Source organism: Kitasatospora sp. NPDC086791, assembly GCF_040685975.1.
Classification (GTDB): Bacteria; Actinomycetota; Actinomycetes; order Streptomycetales; family Streptomycetaceae; genus Kitasatospora.
Genome location: NZ_JBFBOC010000039.1, coordinates 1 through 16,215 on the forward strand (window position 1 = coordinate 1; position 16,215 = coordinate 16,215).

The window sequence follows — 16,215 nt, forward strand, 5'->3', positions numbered from 1 at the left end:
CCTTCCGCCACCTCGGCCGCCGCTCTGCGTCGGCGGGCCCCCACACGACCTCCCCTCGAGCCCTCAGGCCGGGGGGTGCCCTGCGAGCGCCGTAGTCGCCCGCAGGGCACCCCCGTGCAGTCGGGCTGGCCCGAGACGGGCGGCCGATTGTGCGTAGGGCAGCCGACAGGGCGCTGACTGCCGGCTGGCGGTCTCCCCATTTCTTGACGCGGTGATTCCATGATGGTGTCATTGAGTCGTGCTGTATTCTGTGCCTGAGCTCGAAGATGCCGACCTGACTGTCCTTGCGGAGATCGAGGACATGCGGGATCGGCTGCGCCTGCATCTGCGCACGCCCCGCCGATGGGAGGGGCAGCTGCGGCGCAACCTGACCGCGCGGGCGATCGCCGGGTCGAACACGATCGAGGGCTACGCGGCGAGCGTGTCGGACGTCGAGGACATCATGGTCGGAGAGGCCCCGATCGAGGCGAGCGACACCGTCGCGGTTGAGATCGAGGGCTATCGGCAGGCGATGACCTACATCCAGCGCCTTGCCGAGGCCGGTGAGGATTTCGCGTACAGCAAGGGGCTGCTCAACGCGCTGCACTTCATGATGCAGGGCCACCACCTGGTCAAGCGCCCCGGCTGGTGGCGCACCGGATCGGTGTACGTCACGTCGGCCGAGGATCCCACCATCGCGGCCTACACCGCGCCGGACGTCGGCCTGGTCCCGGTGCTCACCGGTGAGCTGGTGGAGTGGCTGAACGACGGCGACCTCGACGCGCCCGGACTCGTGCGGGCGTCGATGGCGCACCTCAACCTGGTCGCGATCCACCCGTGGTCGGACGGCAACGGGCGGATGTCCCGCGCCCTGCACACCCTGGTCCTCGCCCGCGAGGGGATCATGGCGCCGGAGTTCTCCAGCATCGAGGAGTGGCTCGGCCGGGCGCGCAACACCTACCGCTACTACGACGTCCTCGGTGAGGTCGGCGGCCCCGTCTGGACCCCCGAGCGGGAGACCCTCCGGTGGGTCCGGTTCTGCCTGCGGGCCCACCATCAGCAGGCCCAGAGCGTCGAGCGGCAGGTGAACAGCACCCGCGAGGTCTGGACCGCACTCGACGAAGCCGTCGAGCGGCGCGGCTGGCCCGACCGCATGCTCTACGCCCTCTACCCCGCGGCCATGGGCAACCGCCTGCGCCGCGCCACGTACCAGGCCGACGCCGAACTGAGCGAGCAGCAGGCCCAGCGCGACATCCGCGAACTGGTCCGCGCCGGCTGGCTCGCCGCGAAGGGCGAGGCCCAGGGCCGCTACTACCTCGCCGGCCCAGACCTTCCCGAGGAGATCACGCGCGGAGTCCGTGAGCCCCGGCCGCTGCGCGACCCCTACGCGTGACCCGGCAGGGCGGAGGTGAAACTGCCGCACCAGCCACGCCTTTCTCACACCCCGCCGCCTGCCATCACCGGCGCTCGGTCGCCATGTTGCCAGTGTGTCTCTGCGCAGCCCGGAGCTGTCACCGGGAACCGGGCGGCTTGGGCCACGCCGTTCCGTCTGTGGCGGCCGTGAGGATGTCTCCGAGGCGGAGCCAGGCGTTGGGGCCGGAGCTGCTGATCGGGCTGTCGGTGAATCGCTGCCATGCCTGGTGGTCGTCTCCGAGGGCTGCTTCCACCAGGGCGATCACTCTGGGATGCGTGCTGCCGTAGCGGTGACCGCGGGCCTTCAGTGCCGTCCAGGCGGGCAGGGCCAGAACGGTCTCGTCGGGGCAGTCGGGCAGGGCGAGGACCTCTCTGGCCCACGCTTCGCGGTTGGCGGGGTTGCCGCCGAGCCGGAGGCGCAGGTCACGGGTGAGGGTGTGGACGGCGTGCTGCGGGTCGGAGTGGCGGGCGAGGACCGAGACGAACGGCGGATCGCTGCGGTGGCCGTGCCAGGCGACGGACAGCAGTGCCTTCTCCACGAGCGCGTCGTCACCGGCGTGCCGGTCCAGGTACGCGTCGAGCACCTCCGCGGTGACGGCGGACAGGCTCCGGAGCGTCACTTCTTCGGGGTTGCCGAGGGCCGTGCGACGGGTCGCGGGCGGCTGCGGGGCGGGGTCGGCGACGATCCGCGTGATTGCGTCCAGGAGTTCGTCGAACTGCCGCCGGTCCTCCTGGGACTTGTAGTCGTACGACTGGGGACCGGACCGGCCGCGGCGGGCGTCGCGGATCGTCAGCCGGACTGTCGCTTCGACGGCTGGTGTGAGCTCGGGCAGGTGGACCAGCATGTCGCGAACCCAGCGCAGGTCGGACGCCGTGCTGATCCCGTAGAGGTCCTTCGGCTTCCAGGTCCGCAGGGCCTGCACGGCCGTTTCGGCGAAGTGCCGCCCCAAGTTGGCGAGTTCGTCCGGATGGCTTCGCCAGGTATGGGGATCGCCGTAGGCGGGCTTGGCCTCGGCGGGGTTCAGGACGAGGCGCCACCGCCCGTCGGCCGCGTGGCTCACCCAGGACACAGCGGAATCGGTGCCCCAGTCGGTGTCGAAGCCGTCGTCCCGCAGGTACAGGAACTCGATGTCCTTCCGATCGGTCTCGTCCAGGGTTGAGAGCTCGGCGGCGAAGCGCTGCCGGGCCTCCTCCTTCGAGGAGCCGTCCTGGAAGAAGCCGCAGATCCGGGTCGTGAGCATGGCGGCGTCGAACCTGGACAGGTCGTCCAGCGCGATCTGCCTGAGGAGTTTCGGCTCGACCGTCCACGGCACGCTGCCGAGCAGTTGGTCGCGGATGACCCGGTTCGCCGTGGTGCCGGCGGTCCTGTCGATGAGCTGGGAGTGCCTGTCAGGGTGCTGTTCGAGCACAGCCGACCACATGCGGCCCCACGCGCCGAACGCTGCCCTGATCCGCTCGGACCAGGCACCGGAATCCTCGCCCTCCAGACGCGTGCGGTCGAGGCCGTCGGGCAGGAGAGCGACGGCGGCCTCGAATACGGCGTCGTGGAGGCGTCCCGTACGCAGAACCACCTGTGCGGGCGTTGGCTCCTTGAGCAGTTCGGGCGTCATGTGCGCTGGTTGCGGCACCCGCCTGCGCAGTTCGTCGGCGACGGCCGCGCAGAGGTCGGCCGGCCGGTCGGCGGCGCCGAGGGAGCCGAGCCGGCGGTCGGAGCAGCGGCGCAACGCGTCAGCCCGCAGAACCGGATCGCAGTCGGGGTGGATGAGCGCGAGGACCACCAGCGACGTCGACCCGCTGAGGTACTCGTACTCGCTCTCGCTCTGCCGCAGCCCGTTCGCCACTGCGGTTTCCAGCAGCCAGGCGGGTGCCGAATCCCGGTACGGCTTGGCGAGCAGTGCTGCAAGGAGCGGCCCGCCCTGCTGGCTGTCGGCCAGGCCACGGGCCTGTTCGGCTACCATCCGGGCCGCCGCGGACCCGGGCTCGGCACCGGCCGCGACAGTGGCCAGGAACTCCACAGGCAGCCTGGTCTTTTCGGTGGCCATTCCTGCTTCCCTCTCCCCGGTGACTCGTCAGAGCCCATCCTGCTCCATCGGTCGGACAATCCGGGAACGAGCGACCAGAGGAGGGGCGGGACTGTCACGGCTTCATCGGGGACAACCCCTCGGTGACTCGGGTACGGTGTCGGACAGGATCAGGTCCGGACCGCTGACGGCATCGGCGGAGCCAGCCTCGGCCGATGCACTTTTCCACCGTCCGGAGGCACGTCAGCAGCGTGCCCACCAGCGGAACTCCACTCTCTTTCGCGCGCCCGTACCGGGACGCGCCTTCCATCGCACCGGAGTTCCCGTATGCCCGAGCACCAACTCACCGCCGTACCCCGCGACTTCCACTGCGAACACACCCCCAGCAAGAGCCGCGTCCTCGCCCTCCTCGCCCACGACAACGGCCCCGACTCGCTCCAGGCCGTCCTCACCTGCCGTGACCCCCAACTCGCCCACCAAGCAGTCGAACTGCTGCGCCGTATCCTGCGCAGGCCGGCCGCCACGCAGGCGGCGGAGCTGGTGGACGGGCTGTGCGGGCAGCTCCCGGACGCCCCAGCGTCCTCGCTGCGGCGGGCAGCCGCCTATGCGGGCTCCGGGACCTGGCCGGCCACGGACGGAACACACATCACCTGGCCCAAAGAGGCCGCGGTCGAGGCCCCGAGCCGGGACGAAGACACCGACAACGAAGATGACGGCGACGAAGCCCCGGGCCCCGACGGCCCCGCGCCGAGCGAGGTGCGGCTGCGTGACCTGTCGGGCCACGTCGTGCGGATCACCACACTCCGCGAGTTCCACGTCCGCGACCGGCAGGCCCTGCTCAACGCGGCGGGCGAGCAGGGCTGGGAACCGATGCCCGCCGACCAGCTCGACGGCGGCGACCCGCACGACGTGGTCGGCGCGGTCATGTGGCTCGCCGAACCGCCCGTCCACGTCGACGGGACGGACAGCCTCACCGACCACAGCCAGGGCTCGCTGCTCCAGCGGAGCAACGGCGACGAGGTCGCCGCGTGGAGCACGGAACCCGTCGTGGCGGACTTCGGCCCCGGCCGACAAGACACCAAGGCCGGGCAGCCCGACGAGAGCGGCCTCGACGAGGACCTCCCCGACTTCGCAGCGCTGTTCCCCGCTCAGGCTCCGCACTGCGAGGACCCGGAGTGCGAGGACGAGCGCTGCCTGTGGCAGCTGACCCCCCGCACAGCCGACCTCCTCCACACCGCGCTGTCGCTGCTGGCCGACGAGGCGTACGACGACGCGGAGGAACTCGGCGACGGACACCTCATCCCGGACAAGCACGAAGGCAACTGGGGCGTGTTCCCACGCCTGCCGAAGCTGACCTTCACCACCGACCTCCAGTGGCGGCGCCGCTTCGCCCGCGCCGCCGACGACCTCGCCGACGACCTGGAGCGCGGCCGCTGGCCGCAGCCGACCTGCACCGCCGAAGAACTCGCCCTGCACCTCGCCATCGCCGACGCCGGCGACAGCGCCGACGAGCTCGGGGACGACCCCGGCGACACCGAAGACGGCACGTACAGCACACTGCCAACGCACCGCGACGACTATGACTTCGGCGCTTGCACGGACATGTTCTTCCAGGACACCGACGTCCTCATGCTCTACAGCTCCCGCTTCGACGGCATCGAGGACCCTGACGGTGACGCCAACCGCCAGATGGGCGTGGGCGACCTGCGCGCGCAGGCATGGTTCGAGCCGTTCGGGAACGTCAAGGTACGCGACCCCCACCGCGGGTTCCGCCGCTGATCGGACGGGGGTGCGCGGAACGGCGGGCCGAATGTGCGTAGACACCTTCGGCCCGCCGTTCGCGATGACCGGGAAAGAGCGAGCGACGGGGATCTTCCGGGGCCGACATAGTGCTCGGCCGCTCCTCGGTTTGGGTCTCCAGGGCGAACGGGCGGTCGAACGGATCGAGGCAGCCTCCTGCAGCGGCGGCCCGCCCCTGGGCTGCCCCGTCGTCGGAGAATGCCCGACCGGGGAGGTCACAGCGCTGCGCGGGATGACTCGATCAGGTTGGCGAGGCCCCGGTCCTCTTTCCCGCAGGTCCTCTGTTGGTCACTCTCTGCGGATGGTCAACAGGTGCCGTGCGATGAAGAAGGACATGAAACTCTGCAGGAACCGGGTCGCCCGCCCCGGGCTCCGCTGCCACCTGCACCAGGGTCTCCCCGCCGACCGGCGCCCCGTTGAGCCGTCGTCACGCAGGCGGGCTGCGGGCGGCGCACCCGCGGCGCCGGCCGGCCGAAGGCCGCGACGGCCCAGTTCCACGGTGAACCGCCCGTCATCGAGCACACGGGCCACGTCGCCGTCGAGGAAACCCCGGATTCCGGCCCAGCGCACTCCGTCCAGGCCGGTTCCAAGTCCGTTGCGAGTTGTCAGCCGCGCTGAGACGGACAGCGCCGCCCGTGCGTGTACCAACCTCGTGGCGGCGGGCGGCGGTGACACCATCGCCGCCCAGGCGCTGCGGCACGTGAGCGACACCACCTGGAACGCCCTCGTCGAACGCCACCGGGGAACGGGCTGCGAGGCGCTCGCGACGTTAGCCCGCGCACTCCTGGACGGGAAGAAGTCGCTGCACGGCATGCTCGGCAACGCCGTGGGCAGGCTGCTGGCCGCACTGGGGCGGCCCCGGATCGAGCAGGTCTTCGCACGGGAACTGGCCGCCCGGATACCGCTGCCGTTCGGACAGGAGGTCGCTGTCGCCGCACGGGGCCTCCAGGCGGCCGGAATCTTCGTCTGCTTCACCGGCGGCGCCGTGATGCAGGACTGCGCATGCCTGCGAGACCTCCTCGAGCACGAGGGCAGGGCGCAGTTCGAGAACCTCCTCCAAGGCGCCCTCCACGACTGGAGCGAACTGCCCACCCGGATGCACGACGGCGTGGTCCTGCCCGGACACCAGCGGCCGTGACCGACTGACCCGCGCGAGGCCACCAGTAGCGGACCGCCGTACGATGAGCAGGACGCTGGACCGCGCGCCATGGGTATCCGGCGCACATCGCCGCCACCAGCGTCATCGCCTTCGCCGCCGGGTTGGCTCCGCCGCTGTTGCCGGCCCCGTTGATCCGCAGCCGGTCGGTGATCAGGCCCGGCAGACCGAGCCGCTCGGCCAGGCGGACCAGCGGGACCAGGCCCGCGTCCGCGACCAGATTCGGCTCGTCGAACACGGCGGAGACGGTCGTTACGGCGTGAGAGGATTGCACTTCAGAGATGCCTTGCTGATTGTGCTGATGGAGCGTAGAGAACTCACATCATCGCAGGTCGCAAGGCATCTCTTCGTTCCGGCCTTCTCCCGCACCGGAGATCAACCGGTGGATCCGGAAGATTTCAAGTCCAGTGAGACGGTCGTGACGCTATGAGGTTTGTGGTGTGGGTTCGCGGCGCTTGGCGGGGTCGTTGATCCACGCGGTCTTGGGGATCTGGGGTGGTCTGGGGCGGCGGCCGAAGCGTTCGGGGTGCCGCGCGTAGGCCTCGGCGAGGGTGACGGCGCGCTGGTCGCGGATCTCCTCCGCCGTCCCGAAGTGGACGCTGGCGGGGGTGTGAAGTCCGATGCCCGAGTGCCGATGCTCGTGGTTGTAGTACGAGGTGAAGGCGTCGAACCATTCGCGGGCGCGGGCCAGGGATTCGAACCGTTCGGGGTAGTCGGCCATGTACTTGGTGGTCTTGAACTGGGCCTCGCTGTAGGGGTTGTCGTTGGAGACCTTCGGGCGCGAGTGGCTTCTGGTGACGCCGAGGTCGATCAGCAGCTGGGAGACCTTCTTGCTGGTCATCGAGGTGCCGCGGTCGGCGTGCACGGTGTCGGGAACGATGCCGTTGCACGCGATGGTCTCGCGGATCAACTCCTCGGCCCGTTCCGCGGATTCGGCCAGCTCAACGGTGTGGCCCACGATGTAGCGGCTGAAGATGTCGATGATGACGTAGGCGTGGTACCAGATGCCCTTGCTGGGGCCGGCAGCTTTGGTGATGTCCCAGGTGAAGACCTGGGAGGGTCCGTCGGCGACCAGTTCGGGCACCGTTTTGGCCGGGTGGGTGGCCTGGCGGCGGCGCTCACCGGACTGCCCCCGCTCGCGCAGGATCCGGTACATCGTGGAGACCGAGCAGTGGTAGCGCCCGGTGTCCAACTCACGGGCCCAGATCTGCGCGGGCGCCAGCTCCGCGTACTCGGGGCTGTTCATCAACTCCAATACCGCATCACGCTCTTCGGCTGTCAGGGCCGACGGCTGGACCTGCGGCGACCTTGGCCCGCGCACGGGCGGCGGCTTGAGCCTGCGGTAGTGGGTGGCCCGGGAGCGGCCGGTCAGCCGGCACGCGGCCGTGGTGCCCAGCTCGTCTTCGACGCCGGTGAACGCCTCGTCCACAACGGGATCGGCGGCGTGCCTCAGTCCGCGCTCTCGGAGATCATTTCCAAGAGCGCCGACGCTTTTCCCAGGACCTCCAACGCGGCCTTGTTCCGGGCGAGCTCCTTCTCCAGCCGTTCCACCTGTCGACGCAGCTTCTCGTTCTCGACCTCGGCGGCGGACTTCTTCGGGCGGGCCGGGCTCGTGCGGTGGTCGGCCAGGTTCTCCAGGGCCCCGGCATCGCGTGCGGCCCGCCACTCGGTGACGTGCGAGTGGTACAGGCGCTCGCGGCGCAGGACCGCACCCTTCTCGCCCTCGGGCGCGGCGTCGTACTCGGCGACGATCCGCAGTTTGTACTCGGGACTGAACGTGCGGCGCTTCGGCCTGGGAGCCGGGTCGGCTGCGGACGGATTGGTGCTGGTCATCAGGGGCGAAACTCCTACCTCGGGCCCTCTCAGGCTAACCCGACAAAGCGGGATGTCTCACCCAAGGCTGACAGAGAGGGATCCGGGCTCAGTGCACCGTCCCTGGCAACTGAGCCCGGTCACTGATTGTCTGGCATGCTCTGGTCCCCATCACCTTTCGGATCCAGGTAAGCCATCAGGCCCAGGAATATCCCTCCAATTCCTCCCGGCTGAGCCGGGGATACAACAAGGCGCCTCGTGGCGCACATCAGGCGCTCGACGGTGTTCCGCTCCATACCTTGATCTCGGGCTGATCCCGGTCACTCGTACGATCGGGACACCCAGGGGTTCCGGGTGTGGCTTGTGTTCCCTTGCCGCTGGTGTGGCTTACAAGGATTGGCCGCCCGGCACCCCGCGACGACTCGACTGCTGGCGACGGGCCAGTACTGGTGGGATGTGCCGGACTCCTGACCACACGAGTCGTCAAACCGCGGTAGTGCTGACGGCCTCTCCTGAGCCCGCGATAGCCGATGCCCCCATCACCCAGGTCATGTTGGCGATGCCCAGCCCTCGGGAGAGCTTCCACTGGCTCTGTGTGCTCTGCAGCAGGGCCTCGTGGCGCATCACGCGCCACGCCTCGTCGTCAATCACCCACCGGCGACCGCTTTCGCCCTGGACGCGCACTCGCGCCGGATCGTGGGCCGGCGGGCTGTCACCCGCATGCGCGCCGACCTGCCACCGGACGCGCTGGAGATGGCGCTGTGGCGGCAGAAGATCGTGCTCTCCTGATCATCGTGGCGATCGTGCTCGGGCTGGTCGGCGTCGACGCCATGAGCCTGCCCTACCTCGCTGTTCATCGGCATCGTCGTCCCGGCCGTCGCACCGGTCCTCTCCGCCGCCCGGTTCCGGCACGGAGGCCGATCCGCGCACCGCTGAGCAACCGGGCAACGCCGCCGAGGGCCTGCGGTTCGCCGGAACGGATCGCCGTCAGTACTCGGAGCCGCTTCGCAGGTAGGTGCCCGCGACCTGGAGCCACGCCCTGGGGCTGAAGTGCGCCTCGATCCGGTGCGGCGTGTCCTCGAAGACGCGCAGGACGCGCAGCGCGCCGCTCGGGTGCAGGTCGTACTCGAAGGTGACGCCGTCGTCCGTGCCGTCCTCGTACTGCATGTCCAGCGGCCCCTTCGACGGTTCCGCCGGTGCCCGGGCCTCGGCCGAGAGTTTCACGTAGACGGACATCTCGGTGTCCTGCCTTCCTGTCTGCCCGAGGGGACAGGCCCATGGGGCCTGTCCTCAGGTCTCTTCGGCCGGTACCTCGGGGCCGATGCCGGTGGCGATGAGGATCTGCTGCGCGGAGTCGGTTCCGCCGGCCTCGACCGCGCGTGCCATCGCGGCCAGGGCTGCCTCCCGGCTCGCCTGCGGGGGGACGACGAGCAGGCTGAAGTGATCGCGGTCACCCCGCGTGACGATCACGGTGTCGTCGCCGACCGGGTACCGGTCGATGTGCACCGACCGGCCGTCGACGACCAGCCGGGCCGGGACGTCGTCCCAGGCTTCGGCGTCCAGCCCGACGCTCTCCACGGGGCCGAGGTGTTCGGTCAACGCGCGGACCAGGCCGGGTAGTTCGACGCTGATGTCCCGTGAGTGAGGCCACCACGCGCCGTCGAGCGCACCTGCGCGTGACCGGGTGGTCTCCAGGCGCAGCAGGACCGTCCCCGGCTTCGCGGTCTGCCGGAACCGGTCCGGCAGGAACCCGTGGTGCGAAGCACCGGTTTCGTCCGACATGGCTCGCCACCTGTCCGTGGGCGCGCGCCGACCTTACCGAGCGAGGGCCGACCATCGGGGAGCGACGCCCGGGCCGCCCCGATATTCCCACGGTACTCCGCCCGCACCTCGCCGGTCCGGCCGCGCAGGAGAGCCGCGGCGGGGGTGCGGGTGGCTCAGCGCCGCTCGATCAGGAACAGGGTCGCGTCGTCGCTCGTACGACCGCCCCGCTTCTCCTTCAGGACGGGGGAGAGCGCGCGCACCACGGCCCGCACCCCGTCCAGCGGCCGCTCGACGCGGTCGACCCGGTCGATGAGCCCTTCCTCCCCGAACTTCTCCCAGCCGGCCTCGCCTCGACCAGGCCGTCGGTGAAGCACAGGACACGGTCACCGTCCCGCTGTCCGGCGTCGCGCGAGGGCTGCTCGCCCCTGGTTTCGGCGCGTTCGAATGCGCGACGACCGTCTCGGGCGGCGCGGGGGTGCCGGGAGCACCGGGCAGGGCGATCGCGCACCGCAGTACGGAAGGCATGGCGGACCTCCCCACCACCGAGCGTTCGGACCCCTCCCGTCCCACGGCAGGTGGCCCGGCACTTCCACCGCATGAACAGCGCGGGCCGTCGCCCCCGCGGTCCGGCGCGGGCTCCGCCAACGGGACTCCCGCCAGCCCTTGACAGCGAGCAACTCAAGCTTTACGAGTGAGTAAGGGGGGTGGCCCAGGAATCCGCTCGTGCGGGAGGAGGCCCCGCGATGGCTCGCTCCGTCGGTATCGATCTGGGGACCACGAACTCCGTCGTCTGCGTCCTGGAAGGCGGCGAGCCCACGGTCATCCCCAACGCGGAAGGGGCGCGCACCACCCCGTCAGTCGTGGCGTTCGCCAAGGGCGGCGACGTGCTGGTCGGCGAAGTCGCCAAACGCCAGGCCGTCACGAACGTGGACCGCACCGCCCGCTCCGTCAAACGCCACGTAGGAGACCCGCACTGGCGCTTCCCCGACACCGGCGACATCGAGGGAAAGCGGTACACCGCGCAGGAGATCTCCGCCCGCGTACTGCAGAAGCTCAAGCGCGACGCCGAGGCCTACCTCGGTGAAGACGTCACCGACGCCGTCGTCACCGTCCCCGCCTACTTCAACGACTCCCAGCGCACCGCCACCAAGGAAGCCGGGGAGATCGCCGGCCTGAAGGTGCTGCGCATCGTCAACGAGCCGACCGCCGCAGCCCTCGCGTACGGGCTGGACAAGGAGAGCGACCAGACGATCCTGGTCTTCGACCTCGGCGGCGGAACCTTCGACGTCTCCCTGCTGGAGATCGGCGAGGGCGTCGTGGAGGTGAAGGCCACCAACGGCGATACCCACCTCGGCGGCGACGACTGGGACCAGAAGGTCGTCGACCACCTCGTCCAGCAGTTCAAGAACGGCTACGGCATCGACCTGTCGAAGGACAAGATGGCCGCGCAGCGTCTGCGCGAGGCCGCCGAGAAGGCCAAGATCGAGCTGTCCTCGACGAGCGAGACGACGATCAATCTGCCCTACGTCACGGCCTCCGCCGAGGGCCCGCTGCACCTGGACGAGAAGCTCACCCGCGCCCAGTTCGAGCAGCTGACCGCCGACCTGCTGGAACGCTGCAAGATCCCGTTCCACCAGGCGGTGAAGGACGCCGGGATCAAGGTGTCCGACATCGACCACGTCATCCTCGTCGGCGGCTCGACCCGCATGCCTGCTGTCACCGGCCTGGTGAAGGAGCTGACCGGCAAGGACCCGCACAAGGGCGTCAACCCGGACGAGGTGGTCGCCATCGGCGCATCCCTGCAGGCCGGTGTCCTCAAGGGCGAGGTCAAGGACGTCCTGCTGCTCGACGTCACCCCGCTGTCCCTCGGCATCGAGACCAAGGGCGGCATCATGACCAAGCTGATCGAGCGCAACACCACGATCCCCACCCGGCGCTCCGAGATCTTCACCACGGCCGAGGACAACCAGCCGTCCGTGCAGATCCAGGTCTACCAGGGCGAGCGCGAGATCGCCGCGTACAACAAGAAGCTCGGCATGTTCGAGCTGACCGGCCTGCCGCCGGCGCCGCGCGGCCTGCCGCAGATCGAGGTCACCTTCGACATCGACGCCAACGGCATCATGCACGTGGCCGCGAAGGACCTCGGCACGGGACGGGAGCAGAAGATGACCGTCACCGGCGGCTCTTCCCTGCCCAAGCAGGACATCGACCGGATGATTCACGAGGCCGAGCGGCACGCCGAGGAGGACCGCCGCCGCAGGGAGGCCGCCGAGACCCGCAACCAGGCCGAACACCTCGTCTACTCCACCGAGAAGCTCCTCCAGGACAACCCGGACAAGATCCCCTCAGACGTCACGTCCGAGGTCAACGGGGCCCTGGCGGATCTCAAGGACAAGCTCAAGGGCGAGGACACCACGGCCATCCGTACCTCGATGGAGCGCGCGGCCACCGTCGCACAGAAGATCGGCACCGCCCTCTACGCCCAGGCCGGCGGCCCGCAATCCGCGGCCGGCACCGGCCCGACGCAAAGCGGCGATGAGGAGGAGATCGTCGATGCGGAGATCGTCGACGACCAGACCCCGAAAGGAGCCACCGGATGAGCCCGGCCCGCCAAACCCGGGCCGGGACGACCGCCCTGGGGGCGTCATCCGTGACAGCGGCCACCCTCCGGTCGCGACGACCCGTGCTCTGCTCATGGCAAGGCGCGGAGCCTCGTCTCTAGGAAGCGGGCTCGCCCCAGTCGATGCGTTCCACAGCATGCGGCGGGAACGACACTCGAGATCCGTCCTTCTGGGTGACGTGCACCCATCCGTGCTCGTCGATGCGAATGATGCCTCCGACCGACTCGCCGAGCGCGACGCCGGGGCTGACGTATCCCGCTCCACGGGCCAGATGCACTGTTCCGGGGTTCGCCTCAAGGCCTGCCATGACCTGATTGTCCAGGTTCATGCCGGGGTCCACCATCGGAGTCCTGTCGTGCCCGCCCGGGGGCCTGGCGTCCACCGCCGTGCCCTGGTCGGCCCGGGATCGACCATCCGTTGCGCCCGCCCTTGCCGAGGGTCGGCTCTCCAGCGCGGGTGAGGAACCGTCCCGGTGGCCCGACGAAGCGGATGTGTCGCTGTGCGCGGTCGGACGCGTCGGGTTGCCCGGTGCCGCCGCTGTCCTACACGTGGAAGGCGTTGGTGGTGCAGCGACTCGATGTGGTTCACCAGTGGTTGCGACGATCGCGCGATAGGGGGAGAGGACGATCTTCAACGGTAGGTGGTCGCCCCACGGGTTCCAGTACGCGCGGTAGCGTTCGGCCTCGTCATCCGTCTGCCCGCGGGTCTGCGGTCGGCGCGCCCGCGGCTGTCAGGAGGTCGGTGCCGGTGCGGGTGTTGGCCGGGTCGGACGCCGCTGTCATCAGCCACTCGGCGGCGGAGGCTTCGGTCTCGGGGGGAATCACCAGGAGTTCCAGGCGCAGGGGGGTGAAGGAGCACACGATCACCTCGTCCGCGTCCTGCTCCTGTTCGAACCACCCGACGTGGATGACGTGGCCCGCTACCTGGACGCGCCGGGGGATGACCGGCCAGTGCGTCGGGTTCACGGTGACACGGGTGACCTTCCCCCAGGTGGGGTCCAGTGCTGCTGCCAGCGGGGGCAGCTCACGCAGGAGGTCGTGCGAGCGCGGCCACCAGGCCCCGTCCAGCCGGCCGCGCGTGGCGCCCTCGGGTGTCAGTGACAGGCGGACCGCCGGCCCTGGCCCAGGTGGCTGGGCGGCGGCGGGATCAGAGGTCGCGGTCATGTCGAAACACCTGCCTCGGGCTCGTTCGTGGACGGCCTCGTGCTACCGCCAGGGCGCCGCAGAAATCCGCAGACCGTGGACGGTGCGCTCTTCCACCGTACTCCGGCCGCGGCCCCGCCCTCCGGGGTGAGCAGGGGTGCTCGATGGGTCTCCGTTGGTCGACCTTCGTCTCGAACTCCGCCACGGGCGCCCCGGTGTACCCGTAGCGGTCCGCTCTGCCGGTCGGCTTCATCGCCTGGCCTTCCCCGTGGATCGGTGTACGACTCACCGGTACTTCCCTGTCCCGGCACGGCACCGGCCCTCACCCCGAGCACCTCGGCCGGGACGGGTCCTGTGACTGTGGGGTGAGGCGCAGGAAATCTCTCGGGTGGAATTTCTGGTCAAACGCCACGCGGGGGGAATTCTAAACATTAACTCATGTGCATGACGGGCTCGAATTCTCGCAACAAGGAGTATCCTGGAAATTAGCCGGAGAAGTTACCGGTAGGACGATCGCGAGGAGGCGAATATGCAGATCACTGAGGCAGGATCCCTGGCTCTGCGACTTGTGATCGAAAAAATGTCCGCCTTTTCGGCGGGAAAGATCACGGGGTGATGGGGGTCAGGGGGGTGCAGATTCAGATCCTGTTGCCCCGGTCGGCGCTACGTTCATGCAGGCCGGAAGGCCGTTCCCCGCAGCGATGCGGGGAACGGCCTTTTTCTGGGGCGGGGCCGTGTGTCATCGCGCACCTCTCGCAGGGCTCTCACGGATTGAGTGCCACGAGGTGGCATCGGGCGTTCTGCGGAGCGGACGAGATGGGCCCTGGCCTTGCGCGAACAGGACCAGCCAACGCCGCGCCAAGGGATTTCACTGTGGAGGAGCCAGCGGACTGGCAGGGCTTGTCAGCCTGGGCTGCCCAGGTCGAGGGTCCAGAGCAGGCCGTTCGGGGTGGGGGCGGTGCCGACGCCGGCGTCGGTGTACTGGCAGTCGAGCATGTTCTGCTGGTGGATCGCGCCGTCCGACCAGTCCTTCAGCACTGTGTTCGGCGAGTTCGTGTCCCGGTCGAGGTTCTCGGCCCACACACTCCACTGGTAGCCGGAGGCGGTCATGCGGCCGTCGGCGTGGTTGCCGCGCGGGTCGACGTGGTCGAAGTAACCGGCGACGGCCATGTCGTCGGAATGCCCTTGCGCGGCCGTGTGCAGGCGCTGGCTGACGCGCAGTGGCCTGCAGCCGCTCTTCGCCCGTCGGATGTTGATCAGGTCGACGAGTTGCTGTTCGAGTGTCTTCTGGGGTGTGGGCGCGGAGGGGGTCGGGGTGGGAGTGGCCTGACGAGGAGGAGTGGTGGTGGGCTGGGGTTCGGTGACGGTTGGTGCGGGAGACGGCGTGGTGGGGGCCGGCGCCGGGGATGCGGGCGTGACCGCGACCGACGGAGCGGGCGCGGTGTGGTCCGGGCCGGGGCGGAGGATCTGCACTCCGGCAAGGACGGTCAAGGCGACCGCGACTCCCCCGACCGCCTTGGCCGTCCTGACCGCTCGCCCATCGCGCGGGTGGAGCCTGCGCGTCGGGGCGGCCGACCGTGTCGCCGCGCGCGCTGTGCGGGGGAGTGCCTGCTGCGCGGCCGTGGTGGCGAACGCGGCCAGGTGCGGCGAGGCGGCCAGGTGCGGTGGCGGGAGCAGCAGGGGGAGGCCGGCGAGCAGTCCCTCGACCGGTACCAGGCTGTGCTGGTGCCCCGCGCAGTGCGGACAGTTCCGGGCGTGCCTGGCGATGCGTTTGCGCCACAGCACGGCCGGCTGCCCGTCCCAGGCCGCGGTGAGCGTCGACAGTTCGGCGCACGGCGGGTCGGCGGCGAGTGCTCGCACCACCAGGCGGCCGATCTCCAGTTGTTCCTTCATCCGCTGGACCCGTACGGCGGTGTGCTGCGGTGTGAGGTTGAGGGCCGTCGCCAGTTCGGCCCGGGTGAGCTCACCGCCGGTCTCCAGCCACCAGAGGGAGAGCAGGTCGCGCTCGCGCTCGTCCAGCCAGCGGGTGGCTTCGGCGACCTCCCTGCGCTGGCCCGTCAGGCCGAGCCGCAGGATGGTCAGGTCCACGAAGTCGGCGGCTGGATCGACGACCTGCGTCAGTTCCTGCAGACCCGGCACGGGTGCCGCCTTTCGGGCCGTCCAGCGCCTCCGGACCTCGTTCATCGCCACCGCCACCAGCCAGGACCGGAAGGAGGACGGCTCGTGCAGCGTGTCCAGGGAGTTGACGACGCGGAGCATGGTCTCCTGCACCACGTCGTCCACGTCGGCATGGCCGTCCAGCGCGCGGCCGACGATGTTGTAGATCAGCGGCAGGTGGTCGGCTATCAACCGGTCCCGGGCCGCCGCGTCCCCTGCCTGCGCCGCGGCGACCGTCGAGCTGCCGCTTTCACTGTTCATCAGCGTCCGTCGTCCTCACCTGGGTGATCGTTCCTCCCGCGCCGTGTGAGACCCCGGCGGGAGGGTGGGAATTGCAGAAATCGAGCCGG

14 protein-coding genes and 1 pseudogene are annotated in these 16,215 nt (G+C 69.8%); 6 read left to right on the plus strand and 9 right to left on the minus strand.

The features are described 5' to 3' along the window. The first annotated feature begins 250 nt into the window (after positions 1 to 250). Positions 251 to 1,372 carry a Fic family protein gene (locus AB0Q99_RS30735; RefSeq protein WP_363576917.1) on the plus strand — a complete coding sequence of 374 codons (1,122 nt, stop codon included), beginning with the start codon at positions 251 to 253 and terminating at the stop codon, positions 1,370 to 1,372. A gap of 118 nt (positions 1,373 to 1,490) precedes the next feature. On the opposite strand, the gene AB0Q99_RS30740 is transcribed toward AB0Q99_RS30735, so the two are convergent. Further along, a complete protein-coding gene (locus AB0Q99_RS30740) occupies positions 1,491 to 3,434 on the minus strand; it encodes a hypothetical protein (protein WP_363576919.1) in 1,944 nt (647 codons plus the stop codon). A gap of 306 nt (positions 3,435 to 3,740) precedes the next feature. Between AB0Q99_RS30740 and AB0Q99_RS30745 the strand changes: the two genes are divergently transcribed. The 3 genes from AB0Q99_RS30745 to AB0Q99_RS30755 all read left to right on the plus strand — a co-directional run bounded on the left by AB0Q99_RS30745 (position 3,741) and on the right by AB0Q99_RS30755 (position 6,799). Then, complete coding sequence (locus AB0Q99_RS30745) at positions 3,741 to 5,192, plus strand: hypothetical protein (RefSeq protein WP_363576921.1); 1,452 nt, start codon at positions 3,741 to 3,743, stop codon at positions 5,190 to 5,192. A gap of 673 nt (positions 5,193 to 5,865) precedes the next feature. Then, entirely contained in the window at positions 5,866 to 6,351 is a 486-nt protein-coding gene (locus AB0Q99_RS30750; RefSeq protein WP_363576923.1) for a hypothetical protein, read from the plus strand. Positions 6,352 to 6,394: 43 nt separating this feature from the next. Continuing rightward, a complete protein-coding gene (locus tag AB0Q99_RS30755; RefSeq protein WP_363576925.1) occupies positions 6,395 to 6,799 on the plus strand; it encodes a hypothetical protein in 405 nt (134 codons plus the stop codon). On the opposite strand, the gene AB0Q99_RS30760 is transcribed toward AB0Q99_RS30755, so the two are convergent. Then, positions 6,794 to 7,798 carry an IS3 family transposase gene (locus tag AB0Q99_RS30760; RefSeq protein WP_363576927.1) on the minus strand — a complete coding sequence of 335 codons (1,005 nt, stop codon included), beginning with the start codon at positions 7,796 to 7,798 and terminating at the stop codon, positions 6,794 to 6,796. The two genes, AB0Q99_RS30755 and AB0Q99_RS30760, sit on opposite strands and share 6 nt — an antisense overlap. Before the next feature lie 20 nt (positions 7,799 to 7,818). After that, positions 7,819 to 8,202: a hypothetical protein gene (locus AB0Q99_RS30765; RefSeq protein ID WP_363576929.1), complete on the minus strand. Its 384-nt coding sequence runs from the start codon at positions 8,200 to 8,202 to the stop codon at positions 7,819 to 7,821. 594 nt (positions 8,203 to 8,796) lie between these two features. Here AB0Q99_RS30765 and AB0Q99_RS30770 point away from each other — a divergent pair. Continuing rightward, positions 8,797 to 8,970, plus strand: a complete 174-nt coding sequence (locus AB0Q99_RS30770) for a hypothetical protein (protein ID WP_363577000.1) — start codon at positions 8,797 to 8,799, stop codon at positions 8,968 to 8,970. Between the two features lie 198 nt (positions 8,971 to 9,168). On the opposite strand, the gene AB0Q99_RS30775 is transcribed toward AB0Q99_RS30770, so the two are convergent. The 3 genes and pseudogenes from AB0Q99_RS30775 to AB0Q99_RS30785 all read right to left on the minus strand — a co-directional run. Next, positions 9,169 to 9,417 (minus strand): hypothetical protein, encoded by a 249-nt coding sequence (locus AB0Q99_RS30775; RefSeq protein WP_363576931.1) that lies wholly within the window; start codon positions 9,415 to 9,417, stop codon positions 9,169 to 9,171. Positions 9,418 to 9,471: 54 nt separating this feature from the next. Beyond that, positions 9,472 to 9,963: a DUF5994 family protein gene (locus tag AB0Q99_RS30780; RefSeq protein WP_363576933.1), complete on the minus strand. Its 492-nt coding sequence runs from the start codon at positions 9,961 to 9,963 to the stop codon at positions 9,472 to 9,474. Positions 9,964 to 10,118: 155 nt separating this feature from the next. Further along, positions 10,119 to 10,336, minus strand: a pseudogene (locus tag AB0Q99_RS30785) (SpoIIE family protein phosphatase); the annotation flags it as partial. A gap of 352 nt (positions 10,337 to 10,688) precedes the next feature. On the opposite strand from AB0Q99_RS30785, the gene dnaK reads away from it, so the two are divergent. Next, complete coding sequence (gene dnaK / locus AB0Q99_RS30790; protein ID WP_363576934.1) at positions 10,689 to 12,545, plus strand: molecular chaperone DnaK; 1,857 nt, start codon at positions 10,689 to 10,691, stop codon at positions 12,543 to 12,545. Between the two features lie 118 nt (positions 12,546 to 12,663). Here the strand turns inward: dnaK and AB0Q99_RS30795 are convergent, their stop codons facing one another. The 3 genes from AB0Q99_RS30795 to AB0Q99_RS30805 all read right to left on the minus strand — a co-directional run bounded on the left by AB0Q99_RS30795 (position 12,664) and on the right by AB0Q99_RS30805 (position 16,126). Then, entirely contained in the window at positions 12,664 to 12,894 is a 231-nt protein-coding gene (locus tag AB0Q99_RS30795; protein WP_363576936.1) for a hypothetical protein, read from the minus strand. Between the two features lie 358 nt (positions 12,895 to 13,252). After that, positions 13,253 to 13,729, minus strand: coding sequence for a DUF5994 family protein (locus AB0Q99_RS30800; protein ID WP_363576938.1), 477 nt, complete (start codon positions 13,727 to 13,729; stop codon positions 13,253 to 13,255). An 882-nt stretch (positions 13,730 to 14,611) separates the two neighbouring features. Further along, positions 14,612 to 16,126 carry a sigma-70 family RNA polymerase sigma factor gene (locus tag AB0Q99_RS30805; protein ID WP_363576940.1) on the minus strand — a complete coding sequence of 505 codons (1,515 nt, stop codon included), beginning with the start codon at positions 16,124 to 16,126 and terminating at the stop codon, positions 14,612 to 14,614. Positions 16,127 to 16,215 lie beyond the last annotated feature (89 nt).